13 protein-coding genes are annotated in these 11,000 nt (G+C 73.5%); 4 read left to right on the plus strand and 9 right to left on the minus strand.

The annotated features are described in order from the left end of the window. Window positions 1-325 precede the first annotated feature (325 nt). The 3 genes from ACZ6ZR_RS37935 to kdpB all read right to left on the minus strand — a co-directional run bounded on the left by ACZ6ZR_RS37935 (window position 326) and on the right by kdpB (window position 3,596). The gene (locus ACZ6ZR_RS37935) at window positions 326-736 is read right to left on the minus strand and encodes a hypothetical protein (protein WP_465650491.1); all 411 of its coding nucleotides are present in this window, start codon (window positions 734-736) and stop codon (window positions 326-328) included. A gap of 56 nt (window positions 737-792) precedes the next feature. Continuing rightward, entirely contained in the window at window positions 793-1,332 is a 540-nt protein-coding gene (locus tag ACZ6ZR_RS37940) for a universal stress protein (RefSeq protein WP_465650493.1), read from the minus strand. Window positions 1,333-1,457: 125 nt separating this feature from the next. Continuing rightward, window positions 1,458-3,596: a potassium-transporting ATPase subunit KdpB gene (kdpB, locus tag ACZ6ZR_RS37945; RefSeq protein WP_465650494.1), complete on the minus strand. Its 2,139-nt coding sequence runs from the start codon at window positions 3,594-3,596 to the stop codon at window positions 1,458-1,460. Window positions 3,597-3,858: 262 nt separating this feature from the next. On the opposite strand from kdpB, the gene ACZ6ZR_RS37950 reads away from it, so the two are divergent. Beyond that, window positions 3,859-4,641, plus strand: coding sequence for a GNAT family N-acetyltransferase (locus ACZ6ZR_RS37950; RefSeq protein ID WP_465650496.1), 783 nt, complete (start codon window positions 3,859-3,861; stop codon window positions 4,639-4,641). A 27-nt stretch (window positions 4,642-4,668) separates the two neighbouring features. Here the strand turns inward: ACZ6ZR_RS37950 and ACZ6ZR_RS37955 are convergent, their stop codons facing one another. Together ACZ6ZR_RS37955 and ACZ6ZR_RS37960 are read right to left on the minus strand one after the other, a co-directional pair. After that, window positions 4,669-6,210 (minus strand): Na+/H+ antiporter, encoded by a 1,542-nt coding sequence (locus tag ACZ6ZR_RS37955; protein ID WP_465650498.1) that lies wholly within the window; start codon window positions 6,208-6,210, stop codon window positions 4,669-4,671. 109 nt (window positions 6,211-6,319) lie between these two features. Further along, the gene (locus ACZ6ZR_RS37960) at window positions 6,320-6,598 is read right to left on the minus strand and encodes a hypothetical protein (protein WP_465650500.1); all 279 of its coding nucleotides are present in this window, start codon (window positions 6,596-6,598) and stop codon (window positions 6,320-6,322) included. Window positions 6,599-6,652: 54 nt separating this feature from the next. Between ACZ6ZR_RS37960 and ACZ6ZR_RS37965 the strand changes: the two genes are divergently transcribed. Together ACZ6ZR_RS37965 and ACZ6ZR_RS37970 are read left to right on the plus strand one after the other, a co-directional pair. Continuing rightward, window positions 6,653-7,387, plus strand: coding sequence for a MerR family transcriptional regulator (locus ACZ6ZR_RS37965; protein WP_465650502.1), 735 nt, complete (start codon window positions 6,653-6,655; stop codon window positions 7,385-7,387). A gap of 160 nt (window positions 7,388-7,547) precedes the next feature. Next, window positions 7,548-8,084, plus strand: coding sequence for a universal stress protein (locus ACZ6ZR_RS37970; RefSeq protein ID WP_465650504.1), 537 nt, complete (start codon window positions 7,548-7,550; stop codon window positions 8,082-8,084). A gap of 107 nt (window positions 8,085-8,191) precedes the next feature. On the opposite strand, the gene ACZ6ZR_RS37975 is transcribed toward ACZ6ZR_RS37970, so the two are convergent. From ACZ6ZR_RS37975 to ACZ6ZR_RS37985, 3 genes are all read right to left on the minus strand, one after another. Continuing rightward, window positions 8,192-8,266 carry a 50S ribosomal protein bL37 gene (locus ACZ6ZR_RS37975; RefSeq protein ID WP_465650514.1) on the minus strand — a complete coding sequence of 25 codons (75 nt, stop codon included), beginning with the start codon at window positions 8,264-8,266 and terminating at the stop codon, window positions 8,192-8,194. Window positions 8,267-8,295: 29 nt separating this feature from the next. Then, window positions 8,296-9,135 (minus strand): SDR family NAD(P)-dependent oxidoreductase, encoded by an 840-nt coding sequence (locus ACZ6ZR_RS37980; protein ID WP_465650506.1) that lies wholly within the window; start codon window positions 9,133-9,135, stop codon window positions 8,296-8,298. Window positions 9,136-9,557: 422 nt separating this feature from the next. After that, window positions 9,558-9,920 (minus strand): universal stress protein, encoded by a 363-nt coding sequence (locus ACZ6ZR_RS37985; RefSeq protein ID WP_465650508.1) that lies wholly within the window; start codon window positions 9,918-9,920, stop codon window positions 9,558-9,560. Window positions 9,921-10,365: 445 nt separating this feature from the next. On the opposite strand from ACZ6ZR_RS37985, the gene ACZ6ZR_RS37990 reads away from it, so the two are divergent. Continuing rightward, entirely contained in the window at window positions 10,366-10,569 is a 204-nt protein-coding gene (locus tag ACZ6ZR_RS37990) for a hypothetical protein (protein ID WP_465650510.1), read from the plus strand. Between the two features lie 167 nt (window positions 10,570-10,736). Here ACZ6ZR_RS37990 and ACZ6ZR_RS37995 read toward each other — a convergent pair whose 3' ends face one another. Beyond that, on the minus strand, window positions 10,737-10,826 hold the full coding sequence (locus tag ACZ6ZR_RS37995; protein ID WP_465650512.1) for a K(+)-transporting ATPase subunit F: 90 nt from the start codon (window positions 10,824-10,826) through the stop codon (window positions 10,737-10,739). Window positions 10,827-11,000 lie beyond the last annotated feature (174 nt).

The raw sequence follows: 11,000 nt of genomic DNA on the forward strand, positions 1-11,000 counted from the left end.
GTCTCGCCCAGCTCCTCGCTGCGCATGGCCTTGCCGATCACGAGGCGCTTCAGCGCCTGGGGCAGATTGAACACACCGGCGAGAGTAGGACGCGGAGGGGATACTCCAAAACTGTACGGAGTACCCCTCCGGGCCGATGTTTCCGCAGGTCAGAGGGCGAGTAGTGGTGCTAACAGCCCGTCAAGAGGAGTGTTAAGGGTCCGTCAAGGTCTGTGTGCGGATTCCGGTCATACGGTATGAACCACCCCATTTTCACTGCTTCCATCCGGAGCTAGCAGCGGCCTTGAGCAGCAGGGAGCGAACGGCGGCGGCGTGCCCGACGGCCCTAACGGGACGTTGGCGTCCCGCCTGGCCGCCCTGACACCGCGTTGACGGACGCCGGTGCCGATCGCGGGGCTCGCCCCCGCCCGGGCAGCGCCGCGGGCAGGGTGGGCAGGAGGGCCGCGGCGGCGAACAGGGCGAGCCGGCCGCACTCGGCCTGTGTTCCGCTCCAGCCCAGGCTCCCGTGGTGGTGAAGGACGAAGCCGTTGTGGAACAGCCAGGTCGCGCCCGCGACCAGAGGGGCGGCGAACGGTCGGGAGACCAGGCCGAGCGCGGCGCAGCCGGCGGTGAACGCCATGAGGGCGAACCAGGTGTCGCGCAGTTCACCGGTCACGGCCAGGGCCGGTACGAGGGCGGCGGAGCCGAGCAGGGCGAGGGCGCCCGACATGGCGGTCGGCAGGCGCTGGGCCGTCATCGGGCTCCGCCTGCTCGGGCGGGCCTGGCGGAGCCTCATGTCTGCTGGTTCGCGGGTCATTTGGCGGAGGATCCGGCGACCGGGAGGTGCCAGAGGTTGCGGCGGTGGAGGGCTTCGAGGTCCCGCTGGAGGGAGGGCTTGGGCACGGTGAGCACCGGGCAGGTGGCCCGCTTGATGCAGTAGGCCGTCACCGAGGGCCGCAGTCCCCGGTGCAGCAAGCCGCCGCCCGTGCCGAGCACCAGCAAGTCGTCCGGGCGGTCCGCGGTCCGCACCAGGGCCCGGCCGCTCTCGCCGCGGATGACATGGGTGGTCAGCCGGACTCCGGTGGGCGTGCCGCCGAAGGCGGTGTCGAGGGCCTCGGCCAGGCGGGCGGTGGCCCGCTCCTGCCAGGCGGCCAGCAGGGGCGGGCACGGTGCGAGCCGGTAGCCGTGCTCCCCGCCCTGCGGAAGCCAGGCCAGGACGGCCAGCAGGTCGCGGTCGGTACGGCGGGCTTCGGCGGCCGCCCGGTGGAGCGCGGCGAGACTGCCGAGGGAGCCGCTGACGCCGACGACGACCCGCCGCGTCCGCTGCTGCTCGCCGGTGCTGTCCCCGTCCATGCTGTCCGTCCTCGTCTGTGTCCGTTGGCGGCTCAAGCCAACACGGGCCGGGGCCCCGCGCCGGTGTCTGTTGACGACTCCCTGACGGCCGGGGCCCGGTTTCGAACGCATCCCTGACGGTGTGTTCACAGGCCGGGGACGAACTGGACGAGCAGGTCGATGAGTTTGATGCCGAGGAAGGGAAGGACGAGGCCGCCGAGGCCGAACAGGCGCAGGTTGCGGGCGAGCAGGTCGGAGGCGGAGGCGGGCCGGTAGCGCACCCCGCGCAGGGCCAGCGGGATGAGCGCGATGATGATCAGGGCGTTGAAGATGATCGCCGAGGTGATCGCGGAGCGTGGGCTGTGCAGGCCCATGATGTTGAGGTGGCCGAGTCCGGGGTAGGCGGCGGCGAACATCGCGGGGATGATCGCGAAGTACTTGGCCACGTCGTTGGCGATCGAGAAGGTGGTCAACGCCCCTCGGGTGATGAGCAGTTGCTTGCCGATCGTGACGATCTCGATCAGCTTGGTGGGGTTGGAGTCGAGGTCGACCATGTTGCCGGCCTCCTTGGCCGCCATGGTGCCGGTGTTCATCGCCACGCCGACGTCGGCCTGGGCGAGGGCGGGGGCGTCGTTGGTACCGTCGCCGGTCATCGCGACCAGCTTGCCGCCCTCCTGTTCGGCGCGGATGAGGGCGAGCTTGTCCTCGGGGGTGGCCTCCGCGAGGAAGTCGTCCACCCCGGCCTCCTCGGCGATCGCCTTGGCGGTCAGCGGGTTGTCACCGGTGACCATGACGGTGCGGATGCCCATCCGGCGCAGTTCCTCGAAGCGCTGCCGGATGCCGTCCTTGACGATGTCCTTGAGCTGGATGACGCCGAGCACCCGGGCGCCGTGCCGGTCGTGGACGGCGACCAGCAGCGGGGTGCCGCCTGCGGCGGAGATCACCCGCACGACGTCGAAGGCCTGCTGCGGGACCTGGCCGCCGCGCTCGTGCACCCAGGTCGCGACCGCGGCGGCGGCGCCCTTGCGGACCAGGATGCCGATGCCGTCCGGCCGGGCGAGGTCGACACCGCTCATCCGGGTCTGCGCGCTGAACGGCACGAACTCCATCCGGCCGAGCTCGCCCGGCGCGCGCTCGCGCAGCCCGTAGTGCTCCTTGGCCAGGATGACGATAGAGCGGCCCTCGGGGGTCTCGTCGGCGAGGCTGGACAGCTGGGCGGCTTCGGCGAGCTGACCGCCCGTCACACAGGCGAGGGCGACGAAGCGCACCGCCCGGCGGTTGCCGAAGGTGATGGTGCCGGTCTTGTCGAGCAGCAGCACGTCCACGTCCCCGGCGGCCTCCACCGCGCGGCCCGACATGGCCAGCACGTTGCGCTGGACCAGGCGGTCCATGCCGGCGATGCCGATCGCGGAGAGCAGGGCGCCGATGGTGGTCGGGATCAGCGCCACCAGCAGCGCCACCAGCACGGTCATGGACTGCTCGGCCCCGGCGTAGACGGCCATCGGCTGGAGGGTGACCACCGAGAGGATGAAGACCACGGTGAGCGAGGCGAGCAGCAGGTTGAGGGCGATCTCGTTCGGGGTCTTCTTCCGCTCCGCGCCCTCCACCAGGGCGATCATCCGGTCGATGAAGCTGAGCCCGGGCTTGGAGGTGATCCGCACGACGATCCGGTCGGAGAGCACCTTGGTGCCGCCGGTCACCGCGCTGCGGTCGCCGCCGGACTCGCGGATCACCGGGGCGGATTCGCCGGTGACGGCCGACTCGTCGACGGCCGCGACACCGTCCACCACGTCGCCATCACCCGGGATGGTCTCCCCGGCCTCGACCACCACCAGGTCGTGCGGCATCAGGTGCTCGGCCGGCACCACCTCCTCCCGGAAGTGCTGCTGCCCGACCCGCCAGCGGTCGATCCGGCGCGCCGTCATCCCCGTCCTGGCCTGGCGCAGCGAGGCGGCCTGCGCCTTGCCCCGGCCCTCGGCGACCGACTCCGCGAGGTTGGCGAAGACCACCGTCAGCCACAGCCAGGCGCTGATCAGCCAGGCGAACACGCTGGGCGACACGACCGCCGACAGGGTGGTGAGGGCGGAGCCTACCTCGACCACGAACATCACCGGGTTCTTCACCATCACCCGGGGGTGGAGCTTGCGCAGTGCCTCGGGGAACGCGGCGACCAGCTGACCCGGGTCGAACAGCCCACCGGGGGCCCGGTGTTGGCGGGCGGCCGGGACGCTCGGGGCGGGCGTGGTCGAGATACGGGGGTCCTTCTCAGGAGCCAGGGGAGGCATACGGCGTGACCTTCTGCGGGCGGGCCGGCGACGGGATCCCGGCACGGGGCCGGGATTCCCACCCAATCGCTCCCCTGGCGCCAACACCCGGACACTGACGTCTTCTTGACGTGCGAGCAGGGACAATTGACGCCCCCCATGCGGCACCCCGGGGCGGTCCCTCCGGGGAATGCGTCAGGGTTCTGTCAGAGCGGGCCCCGTCGGCGCCAGGCTTTCGTCAACCCGACCCGCCTGGGCCCGCCCGCGATGAGGAACTGGTGCGGTGCAGGCCTCGACCGCCATGTGCCCGTCCACCGTCCCGCTGCGTGCGGAGGAGCCCGGCATGGCCGCGCTCGCCGCGCACGTCAGCCGTACCGGCCACGGCGGCTGGTGGAGCGACGAGGTGGCCGCGCCCCGGGCGGTGCTGGTGCACTGCGGCCCCGAGCGCCTGCTGCGCGGCGATCCGCGGCACCTCGACCCAAAGGTGCTGGCCCGCCTCGGGCGGGGCCAGTTCACCGCCCCGGAAGGGTTCCTGCCGCTGCTGGGGCGCGTCTTCACCACCATCACCCCGTGGGTGCGCACCGTCTACGTGCAGCGCGCCGAACCCCGGCCGGTGTCCCCGCACCTGGCGGACTGGGTCCGTCCGCTGGGGGCGGGGGACGTCCCGCTCCTGGAGCGCTTCGCCGCCCGCTCCTCCCCCCGGCGCCCTGCAGGCGAGCCGCACTGGACGGCCCACACCTGGGGCGGCCACCACGCGCTGGCCGCCGGCCGGTTCGCCTGGGGCGCCTTCGTCGGCCCGTGCCTGGCCGCCCTCGCCTGCGGCTACCTGGTGGGCCGCGAGCACCTGGACATCGCGGTGGCCACCGCCCCCGCCTTCCGCCGCCTGGACCTCGGCCTGGCCTGTGTGCATGCGGCCACCGCCGCGGCCCGGGAGCAGGGCCTGACCCCCACCTGGTCGGCTTCCCAGGTCAATCTGGCCAGCCGGGTGATGGCCACCACCGCCGGCTTCCGGCCGGTGCGCAACGAGGTCGTGCACTGGGCCGGTCCGGCCCGGCCCGGGATCTGACGAGGGCTCACCGGCGGCAGGAGCGGCTCAGGCCCCACCGAGCCCGGTCTCCTCCAGGTCCAGGTCGTGCTGCAGCCGTCTGCGGGTGGTGGAGCTGACCCGGTGGTCGTCGTAGAGGCGGCGCAGTTCGGCGTTCTGCACCGCGATCACCTCCCGGCGAAGCTCCCGGTAGACGGCGGCCTCGGTGTCCGCCCGGCCGTCCGGGGATTGGTCCAGGCGGGCGGTCAGGCTGCGGCGCATCCGGTCGAGCACGGCCTCCGGCACGGTCTCCAGGTCGGCGAGCTGGTCCAGGTGGCCGAGCCCGGCCCGGGTGAGGCTCTCCCGGGTGGCGGCCTCCTCCCGTTCGGTGTGCTCGGGCTCCAGCGCGAGGCCCGAGCGGTTCACCACACGCGCCAGGCTCAGCCCCTGCACCACCAGGGTGAAGACCACCACCGCGGTGGTGAGCGCCAACACCAGTGGCCGGCCGGGCAGTTGGGTGCCGTCGGCGGCCGTGAGCGGGATCGCCAGCGCGGCCGCCAGCGGCATCACCCCTCGCGTTCCGGCCCAGGTGAGCACCGAGGCCACCCGCCACGAGGGCCTGCCGGGTCCGGCCCGCACGGCCATCGACAGCGGCAGCGTCCACAGCACCCGCAGCCCCACCAGCACCCCGGCTATCGCCAAGGCCTGCAGCGGCCACAGGCCCGTGCCGTCCGGCAGGTCCCGTACCAGGGTGGGCAGTTGAAGGCCGATCAGGCCGAACACCACGCTCTCCAGCAAGAACACCACCACCGCGTAGACGGCGTGCAGCTGGAGGCGGATCCTGGCATCGCTCAGCCGGTGGCCCGAGCTGCTGAGCGCCACCCCGGCGACCACCACGGCCGTCACGCCCGAGGCGTGCGCCGCCTCCGCCAGGATGTAGGCCGCGTACGGGGTGACCAGGGCGATGACCGTCTCCAGCACCGGGTCCTGGGTGCGGCTGCGGATCAGCCTGACCACCGCGGCCAGCGCCGCACCCGCCAGCGCGCCGCCGCCGGCCAGGAGGACGAACTCCCCTCCCGCGTCGGACCAGCCGACCGCTCCCGAGGCGAGGGCCACCGCGACCGCGACCTTGAACAGCACCAGCGAGGTCGCGTCGTTGAACAGGCTCTCGGCCTGGACCAGCGCCTGCACCCGGCCCGGCAGCGAGAGGCGGCGCCCCAAGGCGCTGACCGCGACCGGGTCGGTGCTGGCCAGCACCGTGCCCAGCACGAAGGCCATCGCCGGAGTCAGCGGGGTCAGCGCGACGGCCAAGGCGCCGACGGCAGCGGCCGAGGTCAGCACCAGGCCCAGGGCAAGGGCGGTGACCGGCTTCCACACCGTGCGCAGGTCGCGCAGCGACAACTCCTCCGCGGAGGCGTACAGCAGTGGCGGCAGCACGACCAGGCCGATGGTCTCCGGGGGGATCCGCACCTCGGGAGTGCCGGGCACCAGCGCCACCGCCAGGCCCGCGAGCACCAGCAGCGACGGGGCGGGCACCCGCCAACGCCGCGCGCCGACCGCAACAGCGGTGGCCACCACCACGAGCAGAAGAACGATCCCCACACCGTGCACCCGCGCGACCCCCGGTCACTGAACCAGGGGCGCCGCCACGAACGTCGCGGTCCGTCCCCTCGCCGACCAGGCTTCCCGGCACACCGCAGGCCAGCATAGTGGCCGCACCTCAGGAGCGGTCAGGGGTGCGCAGCAGCCGCTCCAACTCGTCGCCGGCCGGTTCGTACCCGGCGTCGCTGATGCGCTGCAGCTCGCGCAGGTCCGCGGCGGCGGCCGCGCGGCGGGTCAGCAGGTGGCCGGCGCGTGCTGACCCTTCGTCAAGTAGCCCGCTCAACTCCTCCAGGTCTCCCTCGGCGTCGGTGAGGTCGGCCAGCCGGTCCAGTGCCGCCTCGCTGCCCGCGTCGGCCAGCTCGCGCAGGACCTGGCGATCGGTTGCGTCGTTCGTCATGACGCCATGCTGCGGCCCTGCCCCTGGGGCAGGGTCAAGTGGGATCATGGCGAGGTGATCACCATCGGGCAGCTGGCCGCCTACTGCGGGGTGTCGGTCAAGACCGTCCGCGTCTACCACGCCAAAGGCCTGCTCCCCGAGCCCGAGCGCGACGCGTCCGGCTACCGGCGCTACACCGCGGCCGATGCCATCGAGCTGGTCAAGATCCGCACCTTGGCCGAGGCCGGCGTCCCGCTTGCCCGCATCCGGGACCTGCGGGCGGCCGGTGCGCAGCGGTTCCAGCACGAGCTCGCCGGGATCGACGGGGAGCTCAGCAACCGCATCGACGCCCTGCAAGCGACCAGGGGGCGGTTGCGGCGTCTGGCCGCCGGCGACCCGTCAGCGCTGCCCTCCGAAGCCTGCGCCCTGCTGGAGCAGATGGCCGGCTGGGGCTTCACCGAACGCTGGAGGGAGCTGCAACGCGACCTGTGGATCCTGGTGTTCGCCACCCAGCCCGAGCACGCACCCGCACTCCTGCGCGACCAGGCCGGGAGCCTGGCCGACCCCGCCCTGCGGCAACTGTTCCTCGACTACGACCGCGCCCACGACCTGGACACCGACGACCCCCTCCTCGTTGACCTCGCCGACCGGATCGTCCGGGCCACCCGTCTGCGGTACGGCGCGCAGCGGCCGCCCGGCCCGGACGCGGCCTCCGGCATCACGGCCCTCGTCCAAGGCTCGGTCAACGCCTCATCGCCCGCCTGGGAGCAGCTGGACACGCTCATCCGCGCGAAGCTCGGCACCACCTGACCCGAGCCACCGGCCGGCTGCGGCACCGACAGTCCCGGGCCCGTCAAGGATGTGCGAAGAACGCGCCCGTGCCCGTCATCCATGCGTCAACGGCCGTGGCCGGATGCCGTCGCGGAGGTGCAATGGAAGGGTCACGACCAGTCTGAGAAGAGGGAACACCATGGACCGGGGCACTCGGGTCATCGTCGGGGTCTGCGGGACGCTCAGCGGACTCGCCGCCCTCCAGCGCGCGGTGGCCGAGGCCGGCGCCCGCGACGCGGTGCTCGTCCCCGTCTGCGCCTGGGAGCCGACCGAGGCCGACGGCCTGCGGCCGCTCTCCGAGCTGGAGCACGCCGCCTTCCGGCGGCTGGACAGTGCCTTCGAGCAGACCTGCGGCGGCTACCCCGAAGGCCTCCGCATCCACCCCGTCGTCGTCTGCGGCGACGCCGGACGGGCACTGGTCGCCACCGCCGACCGGCCCGATGACGTGCTGGTGGTCGGCACCGGCGGCCACCGCCGCCTCCAGCACGTGCTGCACGGCTCGGTCACCCGCTACTGCAAGACCCACGCCCGCTGCCGCGTGATCGTCGCCTCACCGACCGCCCTGCTGGAGCGCCTCGCGCTGTCGGCCCGCAACGGGGACCCGCTGCCGCTGCTGGCCGGTGACCGCGCCATCGCCGTCCCCGGCGGCACGGCGGCGACACAGCAGTCGAACTGACGGCACGTCGGCGGGCGCGCCACCGCCCCGGGAGGATCTCCCCTCCCGGGGCGGTGGCCTTCGGGCTCCCGGCGCCGGTGGCACGCGGCGCCGGGAAGCTGGTGGGGTCAGCGGCAGGCGCCGCCGCCGTGGTTGGCCTTCTTCTTGCGGCGGGCCTTCTTCTTGCGGGCGCGCTTGGACATGGCCGGTGCCTCCTGGTCGGTCGGGTGGTTCAGGTGTGGTGGACGAGCAGGTCGGCGAGCTTGGTGATCCGCCGCTGGGAGCGGTCCTCGTACACGGCACCCGCCGCGGGGGCGATGTCGCCGCCGTCGTAGTACGCGCCGTTGGCGAGGCGGAAGTCCGGCTGGCAGAGCCGGACCACGGCGGCCGCGCCCTCGGAGGCGGGGGCGCCGACCCGGCCGTAGAGCGGGAGCAGCGCGGTGTCGCACAGGCCGGGGTTGACGCTCACCGAGGTGATGCCGGAGCCCTCGGGGGCCATGTCGCGGGCGGCCATGGACAGGGCCAGCTGGGACTGCGCGTAGGCCGCCACCCGGGAGTAGCGCTTCGCGCGGTTGGGGTCGTTCCAGTTGATCGAGGCGGTGCGGTGCAGCGAGGAGGAGACGTTGACGATCCGCGCGGTGCCGCCGGCCGCCGACAGCGGGCCGCGCAGCAGCCGGGCGAGCAGGTGGGCGGCCAGGAAGTTGACCTGGAGCGAGATTTCGTTGCCGTCGTCGGTGAGGGTGCAGCGCTCGGGGGCCATGGTGGCGGCGTTGTTGACCAGCAGGTCGAGGGTCGGAAAGGCGGCCACGACGGTAGCGGCGAGCACCGCGACCTCGCTTAGGTGGGTGAAGTCGGCGGCGAAGGTGTGGAGTCGGTCGCGGGAGGCACCGGAGGCCACCAGGCGCTCGACGGCGTGCTCGCCCTCGTTGGCGGTGCGGGCGTGCACGATCACGGTGGCGCCCTGGGCGGCCAGCAGCCGGGCGGTCTCCCAACCGATCCCGGAGGAGGCCCCGGTGACCAGGGCGGTGTGGCCGGACAGGGTGGTGCGGGTGGACTGAACTGCGTCGGACATGACCCATCCAAGGGTGAGCGGCAGCTCCGGGGTGCCGGGAGCGCGTCGAACGCGCCCTGCGGGGGCCGGAGTTGCGAGGGGAGGTGCTACGGAATGCCCACCCCGGCCGGCGTGAGCCGCTCGGCCCGGGGCGGGGGAACACGGCGCGGGCGGGCCGAGGCGGCCCGCCCGCGATGCGTCCGGGAACCGGCTCCGGGGAGGGAGGAGCTACCGGGCGTCTGGGACCGCGACAACAGCCAGCGCCCGCGGATGCGGCGGGCGGTCGTGATGGCGTGTCGAGCGGTGCATGACGCCCATTCAAATCCCCCCGGCAGAGCGGTGCAAGCGCCTTCCACCTGCTCTGACGCGTCCTTGACGCTCCATCACTCCACTGCCGCCCGACACCCGGAACCTCTGCTCGGGCGTCGTACGGGCGAACGGACCTACGCCGGCTCGCGGCTCCCCGCCACCGGCACCACGAGCACCGGACAGCGGGCGCGCCTGACACAGTGGGACACCACCGAGGGGCGCAGACCCCACCACCGCGGACCCCCGCCCCCGGCCCCGATGACGAGGAGGTCACCAGGACGGTCGGCCACCTCCACCAGGACTTCGCCAGCCGAACCGCGCACGACCAGGCAGCTGATCGGCACCTGCGGCATCCCGGCGGCGAACGCCTCCCCGACGGCGGCGCGCAGCCGGGCCGCCGCCTCGTCGAGACCCGCCTCGACTGCCGCCCGACCGTGCCCGCCGCCGGAAAGGCCCAGGCCCATCCTCGCCGACGGCCAGGCGAGTACCGCCAGCACCTCCGCACGCCCTGCGGGCGGCCTGCGCCCCGGCCCACCCCAGCGTGGCCACACCCGTCGCCGACGCGCGGACTCCGACCACCACCCGGCCGGGGCGCAGCCCCTCCCCCAGCCCCCTGTGCTCCACCCCGTACCTCCCCCTCCGATCTCCCAGTGCCGGACACCCCTGTCCGGTGGCTCGGTCGGCCGGCTGTTCCACCGGCGGACGCCCTGGTACCCGATCGGACGGCAGTGTCAGTTCGGCGTCAAGGAGCGGGTCCGGGCAATCAACAACGTGTCAGGAACGATCGCCACCCGCACGGTCCGTCCTAGCGTCGAAGATGCCCCGGCCGATCGCGCGCGAGCACGTCCGGCCCTTGCTCCGTCCGCCCGGACGGTCCTGACGGCGCCTCATGAAAGCGGTGTCCACGTGGCAGTCCACCAGCTTCCCCGTCCCCTGTCGGCGGTGTCCTTCCGGCGCGCGCGTGAGGCGTTCCTCGCGCTGCTGACCGCCGTCGTCCACAGGATCGCCGACAGCCCGCTCGACAACAGCGTCTGGCGCGTTCTCGGCGCCCCGGCCCCCGCCCGGCCCGGGTCGGCCGGAGCGGGCACGCCGTCACCGCGCGGCGCGGCGGACTCGGGCCGGGCGGTCGACAGCCCGCTCCGCTGAGGCGGCGGGGGCCGGCCCAGGGTCCACGGGCGGGCCCTCCTGCGGTCCTTCGCCCGACTCGTCGGCGGAGTGTGGACGGCGGCCACCGAAGATGGCCTGCGGAGAGTCCACCCGACAGCCCCTCACCGCCGGCCACCGTGCCCGGCCGGCGACGGAGTGCACGGTCATCAGAAGCGGTCCGGGTACTTGACGGCCAGCACCAGGTAGCCGACCAAAAGGCCGGCCACGATCAGCCCGACAACGTTCTCGACGGTCAACGGGACCTCGCGTTCAAGGGGTTCGGATGTCCGGAGGATCAGCGCCGCGGCGGGGAGCCCCGGGGTGCCCGCGCGGGGGTGGGGGCGTTAGGGGGGGGGGAAAGGGCCGGATGGCACACGGGGGAGGAGTGGGGCGCTTAGAGGGGCGCCCGCACCCGGGGTTAGCCCGGGGGC

Source organism: Kitasatospora sp. NPDC088742 (assembly GCF_055584905.1).

Coding starts and splice junctions, on each gene's coding strand:
- ACZ6ZR_RS37935 (WP_465650491.1), bottom strand. CDS start 736: ATGACGGCCCAGCGCCTGCCGACCGCCATGTCGGGCGCCCTCGCCCTG.
- ACZ6ZR_RS37940 (WP_465650493.1), bottom strand. CDS start 1,332: ATGGACGGGGACAGCACCGGCGAGCAGCAGCGGACGCGGCGGGTCGTC.
- kdpB (WP_465650494.1), bottom strand. CDS start 3,596: ATGCCTCCCCTGGCTCCTGAGAAGGACCCCCGTATCTCGACCACGCCC.
- ACZ6ZR_RS37960 (WP_465650500.1), bottom strand. CDS start 6,598: ATGACGAACGACGCAACCGATCGCCAGGTCCTGCGCGAGCTGGCCGAC.
- ACZ6ZR_RS37970 (WP_465650504.1), top strand. CDS start 7,548: ATGGACCGGGGCACTCGGGTCATCGTCGGGGTCTGCGGGACGCTCAGC.
- ACZ6ZR_RS37980 (WP_465650506.1), bottom strand. CDS start 9,135: ATGTCCGACGCAGTTCAGTCCACCCGCACCACCCTGTCCGGCCACACC.